Raw genomic sequence first — 24,443 nt, 5'->3', positions numbered from 1 at the left:
CATTATTCATAAATTATTGAGTCAGACAGAGATAGGGGGGATATGATGCATACGGAAGAATTCGGAAAGTTACTTAGCAAAATCGTAAAGGACTATCAGAATCATTTGGAAGAGGAGCTTGCGCCAACCTTAACCACATCGCAGCTGTCGGTGCTTGAAGTACTGGAGCAGAATGGGCAGTTGAAGCCGTCGGATCTGATTCCGTTTCTAGCAACGACCCCGGCGGCGGTAACGATGCTTCTGGACCGGATGGAGAAGGCGGAGCTGATTCGCCGCGACCGGGACGAGGAAGACCGGCGGATCGTCTGGATATCGATTACGGAAAAAGGCAAGGCGGAGGCCGACCGGGGAATCTCGATCCGTCACGCCTATTTGGACGGTGTGCTCAGCCGCATTTCTACGCATAATCAGCAGCTGCTTGTTTATTTAATGGGCAAAATTTCAGGGACAAAATAGGTATTTCCATTAGAGGCGTGTGATCCTTACCTTAGGGTCATGCGTCTTTGCTGTTTATATTGGGCTATTAAAAATATTGCACGATAAGAGGTGTGATCTTATGCTGGAACGAGCATTATGAACCAGCTTAACTAGATGACAGGTAGGACATCTCCTTATACCCTCCTCATCATTTTCTTATTTCCCTTTCTTGTTTCTATTACAAGTATAAACATTTTATAACATTATTTGCATAACACCTGATAATAGAGATAATAATTTTGTTAACAAATAATCAAGACTATTTTAAAACTCACCTGCCCGAAGTAGCGAGTAGAAAGGTAGTTCACCATAAGGAAAATTGGCAAGGAAAGAGAATCTGGGGATCAACTTTTTAAGGAGATATTATGAGATTAAAATGGATGATGTTGTTGGGCTTTTGTTGTCTTTTAATCATAAGTGCGCTTTTTATGTTAAAATCACAAAAAATAACATTTGAAGAATTGGGCTCAGACAAAGTAGACCGGGAAAGAGGCATGCTGGTGCGAATTCTTAAGTCTCCTGATGCTGCTATATATTTTGATGAAATCAATCTAATTGGATTTGACTGGAAGAAGTACGATCTAATTCTAACTAACGGTTGGAAGTTGAAGAAGGTTTCATACAGCACTTTTCAACTAATTAGTAGAGTGAAGGAAAAGTTAGTGAAAATTGTTTTGCATGAACAGAGTCATGATAATTTGCTGTATTATTATCAGATTAAGAAGAGAGATGTCTTTTTAGATGAACATTATGCAAATGGTGGAATAACATTTGCATAGGTTTAATCTTATTAACCCATGCGAGCGTGAACTGTAACCCGTAATATGGACACTTTGAAAAAAGTGACCTCTTACGGGTTACAGTTCAGTGAACAACTCCATGTGGTTTTCCTATTGCAAGCAATCTAACAGTAAAGCAAATTCTTAAATTTATTTCGAAGGAGAGTAGACTTTTAAGAATCGTCGTATCGATCAATATATAATCAAGTAGACGGGGGCACTAGGCCCCCGCCTACTTGATATTTATAGATATTCAGAGCTGCCGAGCCAGCTCCTGGTAAGTCTGCCTGCTCCAAAGGCTCCAAGGAGCCTCATCCGGCGGCAGGGAGGTAATATGAACCTGTTCCTTGGTTACCGGATGCGGAAAGCCGACATACAGCGACCACAGCGCGATTTGTTGGCCCGGTTTGTTGAAGGCCTGTCCGTACTTCTGGTCGCCGTACAGCGGACAGCCGATATGGCTGAGCTGTACCCGGATCTGATGGGGGCGTCCGGTGAGCAGGGTGACTTTGACCAGTGAAAGGCCATCGTTCCCGGCCGTTCCAATCACCTCGTAATCGAGGATGGCTTCTTTGCCGCCCGCTGTTCCCTTGGAGACGACCGATACGGTATTGGTTCGTTCGTTTTTCAGAAGCGTGTTCGTGAGGCGATCCTGTCGTTTCGGTGGTGTACCGTGCACAATGGCTAAATACGTCTTATCGAAGTTGCGGCTGCGGACGGCCTCCGATAACCGGGACGCGGCCTTTGATGTCTTGGCAAAGACCATCGCTCCGCCGACTGGCCGATCTAGCCGATGGACAAGCCCTAAATACACATTGCCCGGCTTCTGGTAACGTTCCTTGATATCCTCCTTCAGCAAGGACAGCAGGTCCGGATCGCCGCTCGCATCCCCTTGGGTCGGAATGTTAACCGGCTTGACGATCCCCAGCAGATGGTTATCCTCGTATAAAATATCGAAGCCCGACTTCGCAGGCGTCGAGCCTTCGATGTAATTGTTGGCGGTCATGGGTTATTCCTCCCAGCGGCCAAGAATGCCGCAAGGCAGATTCAGTCCCGAATTTGTGATCGGCAGGCCGATCTCGCCGGCGGAGATAGTACCACCGTACCGATTCTTCACGGTCATCGACAGGATGTTGCTCAGCACGGTTGGCGAGATGCCTGTCGTATAAGAATTGATCAAGAAGAAGAGAGGGTTGTCCGACAGAATGGACAAACACGACTCCACGAACGGATACAAGCTGGTCTCCAGCTTCCACATCTCGCCGCCAGGCCCCCGTCCATAGGAAGGAGGGTCCATGATGATGGCGTCATAGCGATTTCCGCGCCGCTGTTCACGCTGGACGAATTTGAATACGTCATCCGTAATATAACGGACTGGCCGTTCACTAAGACCGGATAGGGCGGCGTTCTCTTTAGCCCACTGCACCATGCCTTTAGCCGCGTCAACGTGCACCACGGATGCGCCAGCGGCAGCAGCTGCAACTGTAGCGCCTCCCGTGTAGGCAAACAGGTTAAGCACCTGAATTGGCCGTCCAGCGCGCTGTATTTTGTCCATCATCCAGCTCCAGTTTGCCGCCTGCTCTGGAAATAGACCCGTATGCTTGAAGTTCGTAGGCCGAATGTAAAACTTAAGCTGCTCGTACGATATCGTCCACCGCTCCGGGATTTGCTTCTTCATCTCCCATTGCCCGCCGCCCGAGGAGCTGCGGTGGTAATGGCCATGTACATTTCTCCACTGTTGTGATTCGTGATGAATCGGCCAGATGATCTGCGGATCAGGGCGGCGTAAAATGATATCTCCCCAGCGTTCCAGCTTCTCTCCGCCTCCGGCGTCAATGATCTCGTAATCTTCCCACTTGTTTGCTACATGCATGAGTTCATCCATCCTTCCAATATCCTCTAGAGGTATCCTATCAAATGAAAACGGACAGGCCGTCTCATATGGCGCTGCATACGCTTGTAAACCTACGGATGTTATTGTACCTCATTATTCCATCTCCATGCTACAAATTAAAGAAAAGGCTGTGCCTTGTAATAATCCTGCACCTCCTGCATGACGAACCCGGCCTGCTCGTAAAGCTTGCGGGCATTCGGGTTATCGAGGGCGACCTCCAGCCAGATGTCATGGCTGAGCTTGCGCTCCCGGTCAATCACTTGCCGAAGGGCTTTCCCGCCGATTCCCTGACCCCGGCAGGAGGCGAAGACGGCAAAGCCGTAAATCCAGCTCTCCCCTTGATGACGGTAGACTCTCATTTTGCCTACAGGAATGCCGTCCCGTTCAATGATGTCATACCCGGAAGCGTCCTCCGGTCCGATTTCTTCGTATATACGTGCGGCATCTTCCGGGCTAAGGCCGAATCCTTCTACGTCCAAACGTATCAAAATCTCACGATCCGCCTGAGAACAGGAGGCTTTTCTAAGCGCCACGCGGCTGCAGTCGTTTTGCTCTGCTGCTAGGCGGTCGGAGGATGCCTCGTATTTCATCTGGTATTCCGACAAAGCATACGTGCAGGACCGGGCTTGCAGGAATTTCACTCCGCTGTCGGAGGCGGCGGGCGTGTTCAGCAATATTTCTTTGCTACCATGCAGCTTATTGCTCTGCATCGCCTGATCGAGAAGCGAGGTAAAGTGCCCTTGTCTTCTGTAATCGGGGTGCACCATGCCGCAGAGCTCTATTTTTCCACCAAAATCGTAAACGCCCAGGAAGGCAATCAGCTTCCCGTCCTGATGCAGGAATAAATCCTGCGGATTGCTGTCTTTCCGGCTGTGCAGGATTTCCCAGTTCAGTTTTAGAGTGAATCCTCCCAGCTTCTCACAAACCCGCTGCAGCTCGGCAACCTCTTCCCAAATACGGCTATTCGCCATGATCTAAATCACCATCCAATCTCTTGAATAAAGAGGTATCATGCAATTTTCCTAACTTGACAAGTTTATTCCAGCGGGTTAGCTTTGTAAATACAATAGGATAGCCATTTAGATTCATCATAGAAGAATAGGGGCAGGACGGAAGCCAGTATAGTCAGGGAGGCGTTGTAGATGAGTGAATCGAAAGGATCAGATGGTTTAAGCCAAGTGATTGAGATGCGAAATGTAACGTGGCGGCGAGACGGCAAAGCCGTACTCCACGGGATAGACTGGCATATAGCGCCAGGTGAGAATTGGGCTTTGTTCGGGCTGAATGGCTCCGGCAAAACAACCTTGCTGAATATGATCAACGGATATATTTGGCCGACAACGGGCACGATTTCCGTGCTAGGGTATAAATATGGAGAAGTGGATGTCAGGGAGATGCGCAAATCGATTGGCTGGGTCAGCTCTTCCTTGCAGCAAAGAATCCATGGTTCCGAGAAGGTACAGGATTTGGTGGTGAGCGGAAAATTTGCTTCGATCGGGTTATATGAAAAGCCGTCCAGCGAGGATTTTGACCGGGCGGAGATGTTGATGGGCCAGTTAAGATGCGGCCATTTGCTTGATCGCACGTATCAGACTTGCTCCCAGGGCGAGCAGCAAAAGCTGCTCATTGCAAGGGCGCTGATGGCTGAACCCAAACTGCTTATTTTGGATGAAGCTGCGAACGGTCTCGATTTCATTTCGAAGGAAGGGCTGCTGGACAGCATCCAGGAGCTGGCGGTTCAGCCCGGCGCTCCGCACATGATCTATGTCACCCACCATACGGAGGAGATTGTTCCGGCTTTTGCCAAGACACTGCTCCTCCGGCGCGGCGAAGTGTTCATGCAGGGAAATACGAAGGAGCTGTTCAGCGGGGAAGCCTTGTCGGACTTCTTCGAACTGCCGGTAGATGTCACTTGGAGAAATGAACGCGCCTGGCTTTCCAGAAAATAAAACGATTTGAAAAAATAGAACTCCCTAATTATTGGGAAGTTCTATTTCGTGGTATAGTCTTATTTAATGAAGCACTTATCAAAACTGCCAGAATTGAATACAACTATTGTATTATTAACATAAGCTTGGTTAATGTCGCTGCCTCCGCAAAATAATCGTTATATCTCCTTCAAATTTAGCACCTGTATTTTCATAAATACTCTGTACTTCCGCAAGCACGCTGCTAAGCTGATTAGGTTTTAATTCAATCTTCCCACCGATAAATACTGTTTTTGTGGATGGTTCCCATTGAACAACTTCTCCTAACGCTACGCTCAGATATTTTTTGAAGGGAGTTTTGTTACCTTTTGCATGGTAATGCGTATTATCCATTAACGGCGCCAAGACAGCTGGCGAGCGATACACATATGTGGAGGGGATCTTAATGGAGGCAGTACCTAACAAACCAAGGAAAAACACGGGATACAAAGGAATAGCTGCAATTGCAGCGATCGTGATTCTGGCATTCGTAGGGATGAACAGTGTGACGCAGGTGCAGTACGGCCATGTTGGGTTGTATAAAACGTTTGGAAAGCTGAACGACAATATTTTGTCGCCCGGCATTCATTTGAAAATACCTTTCATCCAAACGGTGATTCAGGTGAATACCCAGGTTACAAAGACGGAAACAGATACAACCGCCTCGTCCAAGGATTTGCAGCCGGTGTCGACGCATGTTGTCGTCAACTATTCCGTCAATAAAGAGTCGGCTTATAATTTGATGAACAACGTCGGAGGAGCCTATGATTCGGTTATTATCAACCCGGCGGTACAGGAGGTCGTCAAGGAGGTTACCGCAAGGTATCCCGCCGAGGACTTGATTGCCAAGCGTGATGTCGTAGCCGGAGAAATCAGCGAGCATTTGACGGCGAGAATGGCCAAATATGATCTGATCGTGAATGAAATCAATATCGTGAATTTCAAGTTCTCCGAGGCGTTTGACAACTCGATTGAAGCGAAGCAGGTCGCTCAGCAGCAGGCGTTGAAGGCGGAGAATGACTTGAAGCGGATCGAAATTGAAGCGAAACAAAAGATCGCCCAGGCGCAAGCCGAAGCCGAGTCCCTCAAGCTGAAGAAGCAGGAGGTTACGCCGGAGCTCGTGCAATTGAAGCAAATCGAGGTGCAGGAGAAGGCCCTTGAGAAATGGGACGGACGTCTGCCTGCGGTAAGTGGAGGAGCCACCCCGTTCATCGACATTCAGTCTTTTGTGAATCAGCAGTAATAGGCAGTGTTAAAATATGCGGGACCGTCAAGCTGTGGCTTGGCGGTTTTTCGTTTTTAGATGGTCAGGATCAGTTAACTAGCTGTATAAAATACGTTCCGCTTTTACATGCTCCATGAATGGTTACTTGAACTTCAGGCATTTTTTGTTTTCTTGTTGCGGGACTTTATCGCGTTTGCAATCCAGTATATCACCGGAATCACAAATTCAGTAAAAATCAGCAGCGGAGGCAGCCCCCTGACAAGCAGATAATTCATCTCGATCTGCGAGCGTACGAGGAGCATGGATAGAATGCATGAAAAGGCTGTAAACGACAAGGCCAGCGATTTGTGATCCGGCAGCTTCAACAATATGGATGCCGCATAGACGGCAATGAATATCATGAAGGAGACTTTTATAAACAGACTGGTCAGCCACAGCACGATCAAAATAGGGTCCAAGGTTTCCACAAATGATCCTGTACGCAGAGAACGGACAAGATCCAAATCAGGATAAGTGAGATTAGCCGCTAGCTCCGGACCTAGAATCATTAGAATCGGGATGAGATGGGACAGAATAATAATGGTGGAAGATAGGATCGTCAAGGCTACCGTGCCATAAATTTTTTTGGGCGATCCAATGAAAGGCATGATTAGGAACAGGAAGGAAAATTCCCCGAAAATAATGATGCAATCAAATACGGTCATGCCGACCTGTTTAAAGTTCAAATGGTTAATTAATGCGGGAAGTACTTCAATTTTCATCGCTTGCGTCATCATGAAAGGAGTGATGACAAAAGCTAGAGCGCTAATAAAAAAAACGCCCAGAGCGGCTCGAAAAACCGTCGTGACGCCGGAGCGGACGCAATAGGCGACGCAGGATCCGAACATCAGGGCGATTAGCCATGGCGGAGTTCCAGGCAAGTACACTTGTATGAGGAAGTCCTCGAGCTCGCGTAAATTCACTGCGGCAAGGAGCAGATTCATAACGGCAATCACGAGAATAAAAAAAACATGCGGCACTTTGCCCACGATGCTGCTGCCATATTGGATGATCGTCTCGTTCGGCCGACTGACGGTGACCTTGTAGGCAGGGTACAGAAAAAGGATGCTGATCAGGCCGCCAATCAAGATGCTCACGGGTGTGGAGTAGTGGCTGTCTTGGATGTACAGGCCCACCATAAAGGCGATGGTTACTGTAAATATGTATAGATTATACATGGCAAATACTTGCAGGCGCGTGATCTTCTCCATCTATGGTTTCCTCCCGAGAAATGATGCGGCTTGCTACAGCCATCGGCCCAACAGGCTGTAGAGCCCGTGCAGGGTTTCTTCAAAATTCCAGTTGTCCTTAGCCAGGAAATAAGCTTCCAGTGAAAGGAGCAGCATGGCAATCACCGTGATGGGTCTCCACAGTTTGGCCGTGGCCTCATGGCGCTTGCGCCAGTCGGACCATTCAAATAGGCCGATTAGAACAAAAACAAGGGCAATTACAATCACGTGCCTTCTCTCCATTTCGTTCTGATTGACCGGTAAGCTTCACCGGTTCCGCGAATTCGGATATTGACTGCCGTTTCGATATCGAGTTCTTTCGCATAGAACTCATCCCAGTTTGACCGAAGCCTTTTCCATATATCTGGATATTTCCAGTCAATATATTGATTTAAGTGGAAAACGTCAGCCTTAACCGCGCGCGTTGAGCTGATCATTTGCATCATCCGGCTTCGAATTTCCTGGTTCAGCTCTTTTTGCAGCAAAATAAGCTGTTGATCGTTCAGCAGATCGAGCTTGGAATCGGAGGTTAGGATCGAGGCCATCCCTCTGGTTATCAGACGGATGCTTGGCGTATTATCCTTGCGCCCGGCCTGGATCTTCGTGGAGACATCCTCTATATTGAAAGTAATTTCCTTGCCGTCTGTAGGCGAATCAATGCGAAACGTCATCTCGCTGACGTTAGAATTAAGTAATAAGGCGCTCTTCATTTCTTCCTTATTCAACTGCTGTTCGATCATTCGCCCTTTTACAAAAATAGCTGCTCCGTCGATGCCGAGCCAGACTTCGCTTTTTTCCTTTTTTGCCATCGTGCTCGGCGGTTTGCTTAAAGTCAGTATTGGCACAAGAATATCTCCCGAGCTGTATCTGGCGCGAAGAACGTCCCGAAGCGTAGTATCGATGGTCTGCCTATGACTGATATAGGATCTTAAAATGACGGGAACGAAACGCTCGAATGTTGTCGGGGTCTCCGCGAGCTCCAGTACTTTACCCTGAGTTACGAAGAGATTGGCGCTAATATGGAAGGTGATATGACGGCTGCTAAATTCCAATAGAGGATCGAGCCCATGCTTCGCCAGCGCGCTGCCAATGACGATGGTTCGCGTTTGTCCGAAGGTAATTCTTCTTGTAATATCGCTTTGAATTTCCTGATAGGCTTGCGGCAGATTTTTACCGGTTTTCGTGACATAGCCGAACGGTTCCTTGCCTGACTCACCCGACCCGCCGACTTGTCCGGGAATCATCCGGTTGGGAAGCGTGAAGCCGAGAGTCAGTTCGAATTGTCCATCCTCTGTTAGATCAATCATCATCAGACTAACGAACGCCCGGTCATTCAGTTCGACGGGGGACCAGCAGCCGCTTGCGGTCAAGAAGGTCAGGGCAGATAGTATGACGAGAAACGGTTTGCATCTCAGCTTGCTCAAGGCTCAATCCTCCTTCTGTTTTACCCAGCCGCGAGGGTTTTTCTTCAGGCGTTGTTCGTTGCGGGTCAAGGCTTCAGGCCGGTTCCGCATAGCCCACCATGGGGCACGCACTAGTGTATCGTTCAAATCCGCTTTGACTAGCGGGGTGAACGGGTATAAATAGGGCACTCCGAGCGATTTGAGGTTAAGCAAATGAATGTATAAGATGATCAATCCGCAGGTGATGCCGAACAGGCCAAGCATCGATGCCAGCGCCATAATCGGAAAGCGGAGCAGCCGGATTGACAGTCCAAGGTCAAAATGCGGGATCATGAAGGAGGCGATACCGGTCAGAGAGACAATAATGACCATGGCCGCCGAGACGATCCCTGCTTGTACCGCCGCTGTACCGATAATCAGTGCGCCAATAATCGAAACAGCTTGGCCAATCGATTTAGGAATGCGAATGGAGGCTTCCCGCAGCGCTTCGAAGGATAATTCCATGATGAACGCTTCTACGAAGGCGGGAAAGGGCACGATTTCTCTAGCTGCAGCGATGGTCATTAACAGCTTGTAAGGGATCATTTCCGGGTGGAATGTCGTAATGGCGATGTACAGCGACGGCAGCAGCAGGGAAACAAACAGAAACAGGTACCTGATCCAGCGGATCCAGGTGGCGGCGATATACCTTTGAAAATAATCTTCTGACGTCTGCAGAAGCATCGGCAGTGTAACCGGCGCCAAAATCGCGGAGGGGGTTCCATCAACGATGATCCCAACGCGTCCTTCCAGCAGCGAAGCGCTGACGATGTCAGGCCGCTCCGTATACTCAATTTGCGGAAATGGAGAATAAGGCGAGTCCTCTATGGTCTCCTCTAAGGTGGATGAACCTAAGACCGCATCAATCTCGAGATAGGATAGTCTTCGCTTGATTTCCTGAACGAGCTCTGGCTTGCAGATGCCTTCAATGTAAGCGATGACGAATCTCGTATTGGTCTCGGAGCCCAGATTAAGCTCTTCTGTCTTTAAATTTTTGCTCTTCAATCTTCTGCGGACCAGCGATAGACTCGTATCCAGGCTTTCATTAAAGGCTTCCCTCGGACCGCGGATGACCGACTCGTTCGGCGCTTCTTCAATCGCCCGGGTAGATAAGGAAGAAGCGGAAGGGAAAGTCATGATCCGGGATTCTCCCTCAATCATCAGTACGATTCCGAAACTAAGAACGGTTTTGAGGGCCTCGCTTGTCTCCGTGACGATTTTGATTTCGGAGACAGAGATCGCCTGGTCGTCAAATAGATAACGAATAAGCCCGTTGTCCTCGGATCCGCTGTAGTCCAGCAGCCCGCGGAGGATGACATCTTGAATGGTCGTCTGGTCCACCGTACTCCTTATATATATCAGTGTACAACGATAGCCTGCTTTGATCTTGAATTCGCGAAAGACGATATCCGAACAATTAGCGAGCTGCTGCTTCATCCAGGGCACGCGTTCATCCTCCCGCCCATCATTTCTGGAAGGAGAAGCATCGCCGCCTACAGAAGAACTAGCGGGAATTGCTTTATGCACGTGTTCGGGGAGTCGAACGTGGCTATTGTTTTTGCGTGATCTTCGCAGCAGTTTGATCCAAAATGACATGTGCTCGGCTCCTCCTTGTTGGAATCTGCAGGTAATATAAAGATTTGCATAATGCCGATATTTTATTCCGCATCTCTCTTGTAAACTGTTATTATAATGAGGGATGATCTTCAGCGGACAAGGCGGGGAGGCTAGTGACAGGGGGAATTAGATTGGAATGGAGGCATATATGAAAATAACCTATCAGCAAATCAAATATCTGATTCTTGCCATTCCTACAATAACGATCGGGATCTGGGAGTTCGTTCGGCACGAATATTTATTGTCCGTCATTTCGATGGAGCTGGGGAACTGGCTGACCCCGGCCATCGTATTCCTGGTATCGGTTCTCCTGCTGACTCAGTTGTTCAAGATGATGGAGCAAATTCAGCAGGAACTGAATGAGGCGAAGGCGCATAAGGCCGCCTTAGAGGAACGGGAGAAGATCGCCAGGGAAATCCATGACGGCATCGCGCAGTCCTTATTTCTTTTAAATGCCCAGGTGAGCAAAATCGAGAAGGCTCAGGTGAACGACCATGTAACCTTTGAGAAGTTGAAGAACAATATTCACCGTACGAATACCTATGTTCGCGAAGCGATCGCGAATTTGCGCCATCCGGCAGCTCCAGATTCCGTCTCTTGGATGCAGGGGATCGACAGCTTGATCGGGGAGCTTAAACAAGAAACGGATCTGCATATTCACTTGTGCTGGGACATTCCGGAAGAGCAATTAACGGTTCGGGATAAGGTCGAGCTGCTTGCTTTGATCCGTGAATCGCTGTTTAACATCCATAAGCATGCGAGAGCGAAAGAAGTTCATATTGAAGGACATCTTACGGACGCAGGTTGGGCGTGTTCCGTTACTGACGACGGGGTTGGTTTTGACATGCACGGCCATCCAGGCAGCCATAGCTATGGCATTAAGATGATGCAGGATCGGGCGGCCATGATGGGGTGGAGGTTAGAGATTGAACGGAACGGCGAGCAAACGATGGTCATCATTCAAAAACAGCCGATACCTTGACGAGTATCGACGCAAGACATATAATGAGAACGATTATCAGTATCATTGTATCAGTATAGGGAGAACTACACATGGCTGAAATAGTTGAAACAACAAAGACGGGGCGAAATCTGCGTAACCTGAAGCCGCGAACAAGACCGCTTGTCGTCTCTTTGATCCTTTTCGGGGGAATCGCCGCTTTAATATTTGGAATTATACTATCGGTTTCATTTGGAGCGGCGGACATTGATTTCATGACGGTATGGGAAGCGGTGTTCCGCTACAATCCAGAGCTGACGCAGCATCAAATCATTCAGGAAATACGCCTGCCCCGTGTACTTGGCGGAGTCTTGGTCGGTGCAGGCTTCGCCGTTGCCGGTGCGTTGATGCAGGGAATGACCCGCAATCCGATGGCGGATTCCGGGCTGCTCGGCCTTAATTCAGGCGCAGGCTTTGCTCTGGCTATATGCTTTGCTTTTTTTCCGGGGCTATCGTTTAATATGCTCATTTTATATTCCTTCCTGGGCGCAGGAGCGGGCGCAGGACTGGTCTTCGGGATCAGTTCGCTGGCTAAGGGAGGGGTCACTCCCGTGCGTCTTGTGTTGGCCGGGGCAGCGGTCAGCGCTTTGCTGGTAGCTCTGAGCGAAGGCGTTGCGCTGTATTTCCGGGTTGGCCAGGACCTGGCCTTCTGGTACGCGGGCGGTGTGGCCGGAACAAAATGGTTTCAATTGAAAATCATGCTTCCCTGGATTGGAGGCGCGCTGCTCGGCGCGATGATGCTGTCGCGTTCGATTACGATGCTAAGCCTCGGGGAAGAGGTGGCTGTGGGTCTCGGGCAGCGGACAGGGCTGGTCAAGCTGGCAGGGACGGTGATCGTGCTCATCCTGGCGGGTTCGTCAGTGGCTGTCGTCGGTTCTGTCGGTTTTATCGGGCTGATTATCCCCCATTTGACCCGGTTTCTGGTTGGCGTCGATTACCGGACAATCATCCCTTGCTCGGCCATCCTTGGGAGCCTGCTGGTTGTCTTTGCCGATCTGGCGGCGAGAATGATCAATGCCCCGGCGGAAACGCCGCTGGGCGCCCTTATCGCGTTAATCGGCGTGCCCTTCTTCCTCTATCTCGCACGCAAAGAGAGGAGGGAGTTATAGATGGAACCAATACAGGGATTATCTCAGGCTTCTGGCAAACGCAGAACGCAGCGCGGCATCTTAGTGATGACGATTTTGGGCATTCTGATCGTCTGTGCTTTTATTGTGAGTATGAACACAGGGTTCATCCGGCTGTCGCCGCTTGACGTGCTCAAGACACTGTTCGGCATGGGAACCGATAAGCAATCGCTAATCTTGTTCGACTTTCGGCTCCCGCGCATCGTCATTTCCGTGCTCATCGGTGCCGGGCTGGCCGTCTCAGGCTGCATCCTGCAGGGGATATCCCGCAATCCGCTGGCGGATCCGGGCATCCTTGGCATCAACGCCGGCGCAGGGCTGATGGTGATGCTTTATGTTTCCTTTTTTCCAACGACATCGTTTCGCTCCGTATTTCTGCTTCCGCTGCTTGCGCTTCTTGGATCGGGGTTGACGGCTGCGCTCATCTACGCTCTGTCGTATAAGCGGAATGAAGGCGTGTCACCGACAAGGCTCATTCTTACCGGGATTGGCGTAGCGGCTGGAATCAGCTCGGCAATGATCGTGCTGACGCTGAAGCTTGATCCGCAGAAATATCAGTTTGTGGCGACGTGGCTGGCGGGCAGCATTTGGGGCTCCAACTGGAAATTCGTGCTTGCACTGCTGCCATGGATCGTCGTGCTGCTTCCGTTGGCGTTCTACAAAGCCCGGGTGATGAACATTCTGAACCTGGGAGAGAATTCGGCAACAGGGCTTGGCATACCGGTGGAGAAGGAGCGGCTGCTGCTGTTGGCGGTTGCGGTTGGACTGGCTGGATCGTCCGTTGCGGTTAGCGGCGGTATCGGCTTCGTCGGCCTGATCGCGCCCCACTTGGCGAGGCGGCTTGTCGGACCGAAGCATGAGCTGCTGCTGCCGGCATCGGCTATGACCGGCGCGCTGCTCGTCATCGTTGCCGATACGATCGGGCGCTGGCTGATGCAGCCTACGGAGATTCCAACAGGCATCGTTGTGGCCGTTATTGGGGCCCCGTATTTCCTCTATTTGCTGTCAAAAGTTAAAGGTTGAATTGCAGAAGCTGTGGCTTGCCCGGGAGAAACAAGCGGGAGGTCACAGCTTTTTTGATTGGAGAAATAGCCCTTGATTAATTTTGGGAAAACAGGTATATTACAAACACGCACTATATTTTGTATTAACATCGGACTTTGCACACCATATATAGTGTAACGCTTGGAGGATTAGGAATTACTCCAATTTGAATGATGCTGCCGATGGCTCATCTCCTGCGGGTGGGCTATTTCTTTACGGGAGGGAAAAGCAATGCTCGTGGTTTATGATTCGAAGACGGGTAACGTCAAACGATTTGTCAGCAAGCTGGATGTAGAGCATGTCCAGATTCGAGACGGCTTGGTCGTTGATCGGCCATTTGTACTCATTACATATACGACAGGCTTTGGCCAGGTTCCTCAATCGACCCTGAAATTTCTGGAGGACAACGGGGAGCTGCTGCAGGGCGTTGCCGCAAGCGGCAATACGAACTGGGGCGTTCGCTACGGACTGGCCGGGGATCAGGTTGCACAGATGTACTCGGTCCCTTTATTGATGAAATTCGAGCTTAGCGGCACCAAGAAGGATGTCGAGAGATTTATACAGGAGGTTAAGCAAATTGACTACACTCATGCCAACTCAACCCGTTTCACAAACGCAAATTCCCAATTGGATACAGCTTAACAATGAAATTATGGTGCAGAAGAACGGGCAGTTCCAGTTCCATAAGGATCTGGAGGCGGCACGCAGCTATTTCGTCGATTACGTGAATCAGAATACCGTGTTCTTCCATGACCTGAAGGAGAAAATCGATTACCTGATCGAGCATGATTACTACGAGGCGGAGCTGTTCGCCAAATACGATTTCGCCGATGTGAAGAAGCTGTACGAGGATCTCTATGCGCGCAAGTTCCGTTTCCCTTCCTTTATGAGCGCATTTAAATTTTATAATAACTATGCGATGAAAACGAATGACGGCTCGAAGTTCCTGGAACGTTATGAGGATCGCATCGCCGTTACGGCGCTGTTTCTCGGCGGCGGCGACATCAAGAAAGCCGGGGAATATGCAGATGTCCTGATCTCCCAGGAGTATCAGCCAGCTACGCCAACGTTCCTGAATGCGGGCAAGAAGCGCCGCGGGGAACTCGTCAGCTGCTTCCTGCTGGAGGTCGATGACTCGATGAACGCGATCGGGTTTGCGATCAATTCCGCGCTGCAGCTCAGCAAAATCGGCGGCGGCGTCAGCCTGAATCTCAGCAAAATCCGCGCAGCCGGCGAGCAAATCAAAGGCCTGGACGGCAAAGCGAGCGGCGTGCTGCCCGTGATGAAGCTGTTCGAGGATGCGTTCTCTTACGCGAACCAGCTGGGCCAGCGGGACGGCAGCGGCGTCGTCTACCTCAATTTGTTCCATGCGGACATTCACGAGTTTCTGGATACGAAGAAGATCAACAGCGACGAGAAAATCCGCATCAAAACATTGTCCCTTGGCGTTGTGGCGCCGAACAAGTTCTTCGAGCTTGTGGAGCAGGACAAGGACATGTATCTGTTCTATCCGCATACCGTCTACCAGGAATACGGCGTCCATCTGGACGATATGGATTTGACGGCGATGTACGATGAGCTCGTAAACAACCCGAAGGTACGCAAGAAAAAAATCGTGGCGCGCGATCTGATCATCAAAATTGCACAAACACAAATGGAGTCGGGTTATCCGTACATCATGTACGTGGATAACACGAACGAACAGCATGCCCTGAAGAATATCGGGCGCGTGAAGTTCTCCAATCTGTGCAGCGAGATCGCGCAACTGAGCGAAGTGTCGACGATCAACGACTATAATCAGGAGGATGTCATCCAGCGCGACATTTCCTGTAACCTGGGCTCGCTAAACATCGTCAACGTGATGAAGAACCAGCGGATGCGCGAGACGGTTCATCTGGCCATGGACGCTCTGACCGAGGTCAGCGACCGCACCGAACTGGAGATTGTGCCTTCCGTAGCCAAAGCGAATCGGGAGCTGCATTCCGTCGGCCTTGGGGCGATGAATTTGCATGGATTTTTGGCGCTGAACCATATTCCTTACGAATCCAAGGAAGCGATTGATTTTGCGCGCACGTTCTTTATGATGCTGAACTACTATTCGATCGAGCGCTCGATGATGATCGCCCGGGAGAGACAAGTGACGTTCAAGGACTTCGAGCAGAGCGAATATGCGAGCGGAGCTTATTTCAAGCGTTATGAGGACAATGACTACTCGCCGCGCACCGATAAGGTGAAGGCATTGTTCGCCGGCCAGCATATTCCAACCCGCGAGGACTGGCTGCGGCTGAAGGAAGATACGATGAAGCACGGGCTGTACCATGCTTATCGCCTGGCGATTGCGCCGACGGGCTCGATTTCGTATCTGCAGTCGTCGACGGCTTCAATTGCCCCGATTACGCAGCGCATTGAAGAGCGGGAATACGGCGATTCCAAGACGATCTACCCGATGCCATTCCTGAACGAAAGCAATTACTTCTACTATAAAGAAGCTTACGATATGGATATGTTCAACCTGATCGATCTCGTAGCCGAAGTACAGGTGCATATCGACCAGGCGATTTCCACGATTCTGTATGTGAAGGATAACCTGACGACAAGAGACTTGGCGAAATACTATATTTATGCGCAGAAAAAAGGGCTGAAGACCCTCTATTACACTCGCACGAGAAAAAGAACGATCGAAGAGTGCATCAGCTGCGTTATTTAAATGGATAGACGGCTTGTATGTTAGAGTTGCAGCTAGGAGGAAAGCGAAGAATGACGAAGTTTGAAGCGGTGAACTGGAATGCGCCGGAAGCGGATTATACGGAAATGCTGTGGACGCAAAATACGTCACAATTTTGGCTGGACACGGAAATTCCGGTATCCAAGGACCTGAAGTCCTGGACCGAGCTGAGCAGCGCAGAGAAGAATACATTCATGAAAGTGTTGGGCGGCTTGACGCTGCTCGACACAGAGCAGGGGAACGTCGGCATGCCGCTGATTGCGCAGCATGTGGAAGGGAAGCAGAAGAAGGCGATCCTGATTTTTCAGGCGGCGATGGAGGAAATCCATGCCAAGAGCTACAGCACGATTTTTACAACCGTGGCCAGCAGTGAAATGATCAGTGAAACCTTCCAGTGGGTACGCAGCAATAAATATTTGCAGTACAAGACGCACCGAATTGATTCCTATTATCGGAATATCGATCAGGGCGAGCAGTTGAGCCTGTATCAGGCCATGGTCGCCTCGGTCTTCCTGGAGAGCTTCCTGTTCTACTCCGGGTTCTTCTATCCGCTGTATTTGGCGGGGCAAGGGAAAATGGTGGCGAGCGGGGAGATCATCAAGCTGATCATCCGTGACGAGAGTGTGCACGGTGTGTTCGTCGGCCTGCTTGCACAGGAAGTCTTCCAGCAATTGAACGCAGAGGAGCAGGAGATTGCTGAGAAGTTCGTGAACGACCTGCTGATGGATCTGTACAAGAATGAGCTGGAATATACTGAGGAACTGTACGATCCGATTGGCTTGACTCATGAAGTGAAGAAGTATATTCGTTACAACGCGAACAAAGCGTTAATGAACCTGGGCATCGAGCCGGCCTTTGAAGAGGAAGAGATCAACCCGGTGGTGCTGAACGGAATTCGCACAGAGACGAGTACGCATGACTTCTTCTCCACGAAGGGTAAGGGGTACCAGAAAGGTACGGTCGAGCCGCTGCGTGACGATGACTTTGCATTCCTCGACCAGAGGGTGAAGGAATCGAATATCTGGTAATCGCATTTGCTGTACTTGCGGTTAACAAAGAACATCCCATTACACTAGGCGTGTGATGGGATGTTTGTTTTTTGGTGCATGAATTATGATATGAATGTGTTGGCTGGCTCAGTCGATCGTTTACATGGCATTTTCGCCGCTGTCGTGGCTGATCTGCCACTCGGTGCCGAACTTGTCCTTAACACTGCCATAACATTTGCTCCAGAACGTCTCCTGCAGCTCCATATTCACCGTGCCGCCTTCCTTTAATTTATGGAACACGGACTTGACCTCTTCCAGATCATCGCTGATGAAGGCTAGGGTGATATTGTTGCCCTGCACGTAAGGCATTCCCGGAAATACATCGGAGAACATCACGTTGCTTCCTTTAATGTTGATGCGTGCGTGCATGACTAGATCTTTCGCTTCATCGGGAAGCTTGTACCCCGGATTCGGCGGCGCTTCTGCAAAGGTCATGATATGCGGTGCTCCGGTGTTAAATACATCGGCGTAGAACTCTACAGCTTCGCGGCAGTTCCCATTAAAATTGAAATACACATCAACAGCCATTTGCCACACTCCTTATTGGATTGGGATGATGCTTGACTTCCTTATTGTAGCATTTGGCAGAATGAAAATAAATTATGTTGAATTTTAAATATCGTGAGGTCGAAAACGATCTTAATTATTTTTTTCTAATACTGTTATAAATGGAGTGAATAAACTTTTTGTTATTTTCATAGTATTCTTCTGGAATTTCCATAGTTACCTCTAAAACATGATCCTTTGTTTCTACAAATGAAAGTAGAATAAGATTTTTTGGGGACGATTCATCCCTTACAATATAATCTTTATTACTCACGTTCATGATCTTGAGTTTTAACTTGTTATTTAAATTTTCTTCTGAGGTGAGTTCAAATACGCCTTTGTATGTTTTTTCTTCTTCATTATAGAATTTGCTTTTGTATGTCTCTTTTGGGAAAGCATATATGTAAAAAATACTTGTAGTTGGCCCGTTCAATCCAAGGCTGTATGCGATATTATCCTTACTTTCCCCAGCTGGTTCTCCCCATTCAGCAGGAATCTTAAACGATATTCCGTAAAATTCCTTTTGCACAAATTTTTCTTCATTTGAATTACACCCAACTAACCCTATTGCCATTGTTACGATACATAAGATAAGAACAATAAAATGCTTCAGTTTCACGTTAATCCCTCTCTATCCATGATTTCACAAAAGACTATTGTAACACAAATTCAGTTGTTTATCTCTAGCATATTGCTAAAAGAAAATTTAAGGTAAGCACGTCGGCGATCAGAAAAGATACTGAGTTTGAGATAGTAATCCCAGGGAGATACTGTTGCATGATCATGAGTTATGTCAATAACTTTGATTAACGGGGGGACTCATGTACAGCAGGGTATATTTTTGCTTTAGAATTCGACTTGAGGAGACAGTTGTGATTCAAACTCTACTAGATTAGAACATATGATCGGAAGGGATTTTAAAGCGAATGGTAAAATATAACTAGTATTCAAATTGAAAACAATAGGAGGAGAGTCATATGAGCCAACCAAAAGAAAAACTATGGGAGCTGGAGGCTCACACCCAAGCGAAGCACATTATATTACGTAACTATTTAAAAGCCTGGTTTCCAATTATGGGGCGATACAATGAAAGGATACTGTTTTTAGATGGATTTTCTGGCCCTGGCGAGTACGATAATGGGGAAGAAGGTTCACCCATCATTGCGCTAAGAGAAGGAATGAATTTTCTGGGATATTGTGAAAAACATAATTGGAAAAAACCTGAGATTGTTTTTTTCTTTATTGAACAAGATTCCACTAGAGCACATCATTTAGAGAATAAAATAAAGCAACTTCACCTTCCTAAGCATATTGTATATGAAGTTATCAATTCAACTTTCGAGGAAGTCGGAAATGATATTTGGAAGAGCCTTGAAGAGGACAATGCCAAACTGGCCCCCGCCTTTTTATTTATTGATCCGTTTGGCTACAATTTGCCTTTTGAACTAATTCAAAAATTGATGAGTCATCCCAAATGTGAAGTATTTATAAATTTCATGTATGAATTTATTAATAGGTTCATAACTAGAGATGGTCAGGAAAAAGTAATGAATAGATTGTTTGGGACGGAGGAATGGAGAGAACTCAACCTAGACATGCTAGAACCAGCTGCTAGAAAAGCAACCATACATAGTTTTTATCAAAAACAGCTTGAAGAACGAGCTGCTCGTTATGTAAGATCATTCGAAATGAAAGGAAGAAGAAATTCAACGAAGTATTTTCTTTTTTACGGGACTAATCACAAACTCGGATTAGAGAAGATGAAAGATGCAATGTGGTCCGTGGATCAGGGAGGCAGCTTTACTTTTTCAGATGCAACGAATCCTGACCAAGGTGTTTTGTTCGGAAACGAACCAGACTATAGCTATTTAAAGAGCTTATTAAAAGATAAATTTTCAGGGAAACAGGTAACCATTGAACGTATCGAAGATTACGTTGTGTGCGAAACTCCATTTAAAAGATCCCATGTTAAAACCAATACGTTAGCCCCAATGGAGAGGGCTGGTGAAGTTAAAGTCGTTAAAAGTTCAAGGAAAACGAAAAGAGGGTATCCTGAGGGAACTATAATTGAATTCCCATAAAAAGAACACTTGTTCCATTTTTGTGTGTTATAATCTAGACAGAAAGGAGTGAAAAAATGGCAGCAAATTCACAAATTGAATGGACCGAGGCAACTTGGAATCCTGTTACAGGCTGTACAAAGGTATCTCAAGGATGCAAAAACTGTTATGCCCTAGCAATGTCCAAAAGACTCGTAGCCATGAACAATCCTAGATATAAAAACGGGTTTAATGTAACCTTACACCACGACCTGATTGATCTTCCTTTAAAGTGGAAAAAACCACGTAAAATATTTGTAAATTCAATGTCAGATATGTTCCATGAGGACATTCCCGATGAATTTATTTTCTCTATATTTCATACCATGAACCTTGCCTCATGGCACACATTCCAAATTCTTACGAAAAGATCAGAACGCTTAAAGGAGCTTGCCCCTAAGTTACAATGGACGAATAACATCTGGCAGGGGGTTAGTGTGGAAAATGAAAAAGTGATTCATCGGGTAGATCATTTAAGAGAAACCGATGCTAAGATCAAATTTCTTTCATGTGAACCTCTCCTAGGCTCCCTTTCGAAATTAGACTTAAGAGGGATACACTGGGTCATTGTAGGTGGAGAGTCGGGGCCGAAAGCTCGACCGATGGAGGAAGAATGGGTAAGAGACATAAGAGATCAATGTCAAGAACAAAAAGTCGCCTTCTTTTTTAAACAATGGGGCGGAGTTCAAAAGTTTCGAAATGGACGTCTTTTGGATGGTCAGTTTTGGGACGAATACCCATCTAACGATATACTTGCGAATTGAATATTCAAAAGTGACGCTTCATACATAAGCGCCGGGGGAAGACCCCGGCGTTTTATGAATAAAGTTAGGAATTGATATTTAAATGGCTACTGGAAGTGTTAGTATCATTGGTCGATCTCGTTAAAAATTTTCAAGTAAATATTATTGGTACTGTATTGAATAAAAACTCCACTACATCTATATATATTTCCGAGAAAATCGTCTAGGACGTCTCCAAAACAACTCATCCACTCAAAATTGGTTTATTTAAAGGCCCGATAGAACGGTTTATGAAATACATGATAAATACTGTTTATAGTAAATTTAAGTTGGCTTTAAAATAAACATACACATGTATACAGAAACATGTTCCTGACTTCTTTGTTGGAGTAGACTAATCTAGCGGAGTCTAACTCTTTATAAGATTATTTATTATTGTAGTACCTGACTTAGTACGATATTCGCCCGAAATGGTTAAGTGTATTCTTTCGATTAATAGTATACTCTAGGGTATTCAATCTTTATAATAAGGCTCTTTCCTATTCGTTCTATTCAAAAGATAATCCGTACTTGTATTGTGAAGATCTGCCAATTTAATTAATATCCTCGTAGGTATATCAACCTCACCACGCTCATAATTACTGTAAATCCGTTGGCTGCAATTAAGATATTGGGCAACTTGAGTCTGAGTCATGTCTTTATCTTCTCGTAAATTCCTAATTCTTTCATACACTAAAATCACCTCAAAGAAATTATATTTTAGCGAGCTATTCGCTATTTACTTTTAGCGAAAATATCGCTAAAATATACTCTGGGTTGTGAAGTAAAATTTGGAATTGGCTTAGTCGATTACAACGTAGAATCAGGCGCCATGTTGTTTTCTTTTATGGTCAGGTTTGAGTAAGCATCATTAATTAGAAAACTAGATAGTCAATATAATGTAATGAGAGAAAGGAGGCAGCCAAGTGAAAAGCTTCTTGGAAGATCTCTATTACGGAAAGCTGTACCCGGGCGAGCAGATCGTTTCCAACGATCCCAAATATCGTGCGTTAAACCGCGAAATATCGGAGATGATGCAGATGTGGAGGCAGAAGCTGTCGGAGGAGGATTTCAGGCAGCTTGAAGCGATGCTGGATCTACAAGGGGAGTCGAATTCGATTCACAATATGGAGACCTTTGTCCAGGGCTTTAAGCTGGGGGCTTCCATGATGATCGAGGTATGGAACGGGAAGGAGTAGCTTGATCTTAGGAGGTACGTTGAAAAAGAACGGACTTTTTGCCTAAATCCATAAAGCCGATACATACAATGATACACGCAAGTGATATAACCGCTGCAACCGCGGCAAGGGGCTGTCCCAGAAGTCATCCTAGATGACGGAGGGCACCCCTTTCTTTTTAGAAAGCTGTCCCTCTCAGTAGGAATCAAAATCTCCTTGCCCGCATCCGGTTCTTTAGCTCATCTTATATCAACTATAGAACTTGAACACTAAATGGAATTCATGTATCTAATTATGCTTCTAAACGAATGTTTCAGGGGAGTAGATGGGTTTGATGCACCTAAAATCAAGAACCCAGCCTATGTTGGACAATTCCCTTCTTCTAACGACATGAAATCCATTTAAATCTGCTTTTCTTTCTTTGCCGTAGAAACTAACTACTATAAATCCATTTAGAACGTGAAATCCGCGATTCATGCTCGGCGTAAAGAGGAGGTGGAGAGTGTGTTTGGTCACATCAAGGATCAAGGGCAGCCGGCCGTTCCGCAAATTGTTGTGCTGGTGATGGTGTTCCAAAGATTGCTTTTGGGACGGCCTCATAGGTTGTGCAGAAACTTTTAGCAGCAGTCCGCGTCATATTTCTCATAGCAAGAAATTATTGTAAGTAGTGAGGAGAGATTCAATGCTTATGAAGCGCGGGAAATTTGGACGCCGCCGAGCAGTTCTCGCGGGGATACTGCTGTCTCTGACCATGCTTATGCCTCTTACTGCTCAAGCAGCCCAAACGGAGCAGATGCCGAGTCAGAAAGGGAAATGGTTATCCGATGTCGTGGCGATCTCAGCGGGGGACTATGCCGTATATGCGATTAAGAAGGACGGAACCGCTTGGGCATGGGGAGGAATGAGAGACCGGGGATTGCTGGGCAACGGCTCGATCGTTCCGGTCAAGACCCCGGTGCGGATGCATATTGACGAGGTGAAGGATATCGCGGGCGGGCACATGCATACGCTGATTTTGCGAAAAGATGGCACGGTGTGGGCCACCGGAGACAATAGCGATGGACAGCTTGGCATCGGTATGACCTCGTATCAACCTGTTCTTGAACCGGTTCAAGTTACAGGTTTGGACAATATTGTCGCTATTTCAGCGAACGGTAGTCAGAGCTTGGCGCTTGGTGCGGATGGGACGGTCTGGCAATGGGGGAGAAAGAACAGTGTACATACACCGTCACCTGTACCTGCGAAGCTGGAGGGGATCCCTGCCATTCAGGCCATTGCTACAGGTCATTTGACAGCCAGTGCCCTAGACAAGGATGGCCAGGTCTGGATCACCGGATCGGCCGTGACGGACATGAATCCTGATCGCCAATGGGAACCGATTACAGTACAAGGCGATGCGATGGGTAAGGCAATAGCTGTTGCGACAGGAAGCCAGAAGGCTGCAGCACTGCTGGAAGATGGCACGGTTGCCATATGGAAAAGCTCTAAAACATACCCTACAGCGGGCGACTTATTAAGTCCCACAAAAGTGAAGCATGCTGACCAACTCACGCGGTTGGAAGGGGGCAGCTTCTCGACGTTTAGCAGCATCAAGCAGGATGGCACGGTATGGGTGTGGGACAGCTTTTTGGATGAGACCGAGTATACAGCTGTTCAGGTTGAAGGCATCACAAATGCAATTGATCTGGCGAATACGACCATGCAGGAGCAGTATGCGCTGCTGAGCGACGGTACAGTGATGAAATGGAATTATTACGGCGGATCAAACAAGCCGTCCAAGCCGCAGCTCGTCGAGGATTCCATTCGCGTCGAGATCAACGGCGAGAATCTGGACTTCACTTATCCGCCAGCACTTGTGAACAATGTGAGCTATGTACCACTGCGCGGTGTCTTTGAGCATTTGGGCGCTAAGGTAACCTGGATGGATCAAACGAAAACGGTTACCGTGAGTAAAGGAAGCATGAATATCGCCATTCATTTCTATACGATGGAGACGACAATCAATGGAAAAAAAGTCGCAGACAACATAAGGCCGTTCAACGAAAACTATACGACGATGGTGCCGCTGCGTTTCATTGCCGAGGCGCTGGGAGCCAAGGTGAACTGGGCCAAGGAGCAGCATACGGTCCGAATTGAGCTGCCGAATCCATAAGATAGGAAGGTAAGAAGGACATCCTCATCATAACGAGGGTGTCCTTTTTTTAAAGTGAACAGATCGCCATCA

General features: G+C 47.6%; 25 protein-coding genes. 14 read left to right on the top strand and 11 right to left on the bottom strand.

What is annotated here, in order from left to right; genetic code table 11:
* The first annotated feature begins 45 nt into the window (after positions 1 to 45).
* Positions 46 to 456 carry a MarR family winged helix-turn-helix transcriptional regulator gene (locus QNH46_RS14005; protein ID WP_283924870.1) on the top strand — a complete coding sequence of 137 codons (411 nt, stop codon included), beginning with the start codon at positions 46 to 48 and terminating at the stop codon, positions 454 to 456.
* Positions 457 to 842: 386 nt separating this feature from the next.
* A complete protein-coding gene (locus QNH46_RS14000; RefSeq protein WP_283924869.1) occupies positions 843 to 1,256 on the top strand; it encodes a hypothetical protein in 414 nt (137 codons plus the stop codon).
* A 253-nt stretch (positions 1,257 to 1,509) separates the two neighbouring features.
* Here QNH46_RS14000 and QNH46_RS13995 read toward each other — a convergent pair whose 3' ends face one another.
* The 3 genes from QNH46_RS13995 to QNH46_RS13985 form a co-directional block, all read right to left on the bottom strand.
* Entirely contained in the window at positions 1,510 to 2,262 is a 753-nt protein-coding gene (locus QNH46_RS13995) for an RluA family pseudouridine synthase (protein WP_283924868.1), read from the bottom strand.
* Between the two features lie 3 nt (positions 2,263 to 2,265).
* Complete coding sequence (locus tag QNH46_RS13990; protein ID WP_283924867.1) at positions 2,266 to 3,129, bottom strand: class I SAM-dependent methyltransferase; 864 nt, start codon at positions 3,127 to 3,129, stop codon at positions 2,266 to 2,268.
* A 137-nt stretch (positions 3,130 to 3,266) separates the two neighbouring features.
* On the bottom strand, positions 3,267 to 4,121 hold the full coding sequence (locus QNH46_RS13985) for a GNAT family N-acetyltransferase (protein ID WP_283924866.1): 855 nt from the start codon (positions 4,119 to 4,121) through the stop codon (positions 3,267 to 3,269).
* A 171-nt stretch (positions 4,122 to 4,292) separates the two neighbouring features.
* Between QNH46_RS13985 and QNH46_RS13980 the strand changes: the two genes are divergently transcribed.
* Positions 4,293 to 5,099, top strand: a complete 807-nt coding sequence (locus tag QNH46_RS13980; RefSeq protein WP_283924865.1) for an ABC transporter ATP-binding protein — start codon at positions 4,293 to 4,295, stop codon at positions 5,097 to 5,099.
* Between the two features lie 129 nt (positions 5,100 to 5,228).
* On the opposite strand, the gene QNH46_RS13975 is transcribed toward QNH46_RS13980, so the two are convergent.
* Complete coding sequence (locus QNH46_RS13975; RefSeq protein ID WP_283924864.1) at positions 5,229 to 5,471, bottom strand: hypothetical protein; 243 nt, start codon at positions 5,469 to 5,471, stop codon at positions 5,229 to 5,231.
* 52 nt (positions 5,472 to 5,523) lie between these two features.
* Between QNH46_RS13975 and QNH46_RS13970 the strand changes: the two genes are divergently transcribed.
* Entirely contained in the window at positions 5,524 to 6,360 is an 837-nt protein-coding gene (locus QNH46_RS13970) for a prohibitin family protein (protein ID WP_283924863.1), read from the top strand.
* Between the two features lie 134 nt (positions 6,361 to 6,494).
* On the opposite strand, the gene QNH46_RS13965 is transcribed toward QNH46_RS13970, so the two are convergent.
* The 4 genes from QNH46_RS13965 to QNH46_RS13950 are packed head-to-tail and all read right to left on the bottom strand — an operon-like array spanning position 6,495 to position 10,648.
* Positions 6,495 to 7,592, bottom strand: a complete 1,098-nt coding sequence (locus tag QNH46_RS13965; protein WP_283924862.1) for a GerAB/ArcD/ProY family transporter — start codon at positions 7,590 to 7,592, stop codon at positions 6,495 to 6,497.
* A gap of 33 nt (positions 7,593 to 7,625) precedes the next feature.
* Positions 7,626 to 7,838, bottom strand: coding sequence for a hypothetical protein (locus tag QNH46_RS13960; RefSeq protein ID WP_283924861.1), 213 nt, complete (start codon positions 7,836 to 7,838; stop codon positions 7,626 to 7,628).
* Positions 7,835 to 9,034: a Ger(x)C family spore germination protein gene (locus QNH46_RS13955; protein ID WP_283924860.1), complete on the bottom strand. Its 1,200-nt coding sequence runs from the start codon at positions 9,032 to 9,034 to the stop codon at positions 7,835 to 7,837. The genes QNH46_RS13960 and QNH46_RS13955 overlap by 4 nt, the downstream gene beginning before the upstream one ends.
* A 3-nt stretch (positions 9,035 to 9,037) precedes the next feature.
* On the bottom strand, positions 9,038 to 10,648 hold the full coding sequence (locus QNH46_RS13950; protein ID WP_283924859.1) for a spore germination protein: 1,611 nt from the start codon (positions 10,646 to 10,648) through the stop codon (positions 9,038 to 9,040).
* A gap of 169 nt (positions 10,649 to 10,817) precedes the next feature.
* Here QNH46_RS13950 and QNH46_RS13945 point away from each other — a divergent pair, with 169 nt between their 5' ends.
* The 6 genes from QNH46_RS13945 to nrdF all read left to right on the top strand — a co-directional run bounded on the left by QNH46_RS13945 (position 10,818) and on the right by nrdF (position 17,593).
* Positions 10,818 to 11,651, top strand: coding sequence for a sensor histidine kinase (locus QNH46_RS13945; RefSeq protein WP_283924858.1), 834 nt, complete (start codon positions 10,818 to 10,820; stop codon positions 11,649 to 11,651).
* Between the two features lie 71 nt (positions 11,652 to 11,722).
* A complete protein-coding gene (locus QNH46_RS13940; protein WP_283924857.1) occupies positions 11,723 to 12,778 on the top strand; it encodes a FecCD family ABC transporter permease in 1,056 nt (351 codons plus the stop codon).
* A complete protein-coding gene (locus QNH46_RS13935; RefSeq protein WP_283924856.1) occupies positions 12,779 to 13,819 on the top strand; it encodes a FecCD family ABC transporter permease in 1,041 nt (346 codons plus the stop codon).
* A 252-nt stretch (positions 13,820 to 14,071) separates the two neighbouring features.
* Entirely contained in the window at positions 14,072 to 14,482 is a 411-nt protein-coding gene (nrdI, locus tag QNH46_RS13930) for a class Ib ribonucleoside-diphosphate reductase assembly flavoprotein NrdI (RefSeq protein ID WP_155612810.1), read from the top strand.
* On the top strand, positions 14,430 to 16,547 hold the full coding sequence (gene nrdE / locus QNH46_RS13925; protein WP_283928439.1) for a class 1b ribonucleoside-diphosphate reductase subunit alpha: 2,118 nt from the start codon (positions 14,430 to 14,432) through the stop codon (positions 16,545 to 16,547). The genes nrdI and nrdE overlap by 53 nt, the downstream gene beginning before the upstream one ends.
* A 50-nt stretch (positions 16,548 to 16,597) precedes the next feature.
* Positions 16,598 to 17,593 carry a class 1b ribonucleoside-diphosphate reductase subunit beta gene (gene nrdF, locus QNH46_RS13920; protein ID WP_283924855.1) on the top strand — a complete coding sequence of 332 codons (996 nt, stop codon included), beginning with the start codon at positions 16,598 to 16,600 and terminating at the stop codon, positions 17,591 to 17,593.
* A gap of 120 nt (positions 17,594 to 17,713) precedes the next feature.
* Here nrdF and QNH46_RS13915 read toward each other — a convergent pair whose 3' ends face one another.
* Positions 17,714 to 18,142, bottom strand: a complete 429-nt coding sequence (locus QNH46_RS13915; RefSeq protein WP_283924854.1) for a VOC family protein — start codon at positions 18,140 to 18,142, stop codon at positions 17,714 to 17,716.
* A gap of 115 nt (positions 18,143 to 18,257) precedes the next feature.
* Positions 18,258 to 18,734: a hypothetical protein gene (locus tag QNH46_RS13910; protein WP_283924853.1), complete on the bottom strand. Its 477-nt coding sequence runs from the start codon at positions 18,732 to 18,734 to the stop codon at positions 18,258 to 18,260.
* 403 nt (positions 18,735 to 19,137) lie between these two features.
* On the opposite strand from QNH46_RS13910, the gene QNH46_RS13905 reads away from it, so the two are divergent.
* Together QNH46_RS13905 and QNH46_RS13900 are read left to right on the top strand one after the other, a co-directional pair.
* On the top strand, positions 19,138 to 20,241 hold the full coding sequence (locus QNH46_RS13905) for a three-Cys-motif partner protein TcmP (RefSeq protein WP_283924852.1): 1,104 nt from the start codon (positions 19,138 to 19,140) through the stop codon (positions 20,239 to 20,241).
* 56 nt (positions 20,242 to 20,297) lie between these two features.
* Positions 20,298 to 21,023, top strand: a complete 726-nt coding sequence (locus QNH46_RS13900; RefSeq protein ID WP_283924851.1) for a DUF5131 family protein — start codon at positions 20,298 to 20,300, stop codon at positions 21,021 to 21,023.
* Positions 21,024 to 21,516: 493 nt separating this feature from the next.
* Here the strand turns inward: QNH46_RS13900 and QNH46_RS13895 are convergent, their stop codons facing one another.
* Complete coding sequence (locus QNH46_RS13895) at positions 21,517 to 21,696, bottom strand: helix-turn-helix domain-containing protein (protein WP_430691937.1); 180 nt, start codon at positions 21,694 to 21,696, stop codon at positions 21,517 to 21,519.
* A gap of 271 nt (positions 21,697 to 21,967) precedes the next feature.
* Here QNH46_RS13895 and QNH46_RS13890 point away from each other — a divergent pair, with 271 nt between their 5' ends.
* Both QNH46_RS13890 and QNH46_RS13885 read left to right on the top strand, forming a co-directional pair.
* Positions 21,968 to 22,240 carry a DUF6809 family protein gene (locus QNH46_RS13890; RefSeq protein ID WP_213591989.1) on the top strand — a complete coding sequence of 91 codons (273 nt, stop codon included), beginning with the start codon at positions 21,968 to 21,970 and terminating at the stop codon, positions 22,238 to 22,240.
* Positions 22,241 to 22,901: 661 nt separating this feature from the next.
* Entirely contained in the window at positions 22,902 to 24,371 is a 1,470-nt protein-coding gene (locus QNH46_RS13885; RefSeq protein WP_283924849.1) for a stalk domain-containing protein, read from the top strand.
* The last annotated feature ends 72 nt before the right edge of the window (positions 24,372 to 24,443 follow it).

Source organism: Paenibacillus woosongensis, from assembly GCF_030122845.1.
Lineage (GTDB): Bacteria > Bacillota > Bacilli > Paenibacillales > Paenibacillaceae > Fontibacillus > Fontibacillus woosongensis_A.
The sequence above is the reverse complement of the archived record's forward strand: the minus strand, read 5'-3'. Positions and strand labels throughout refer to the sequence as shown.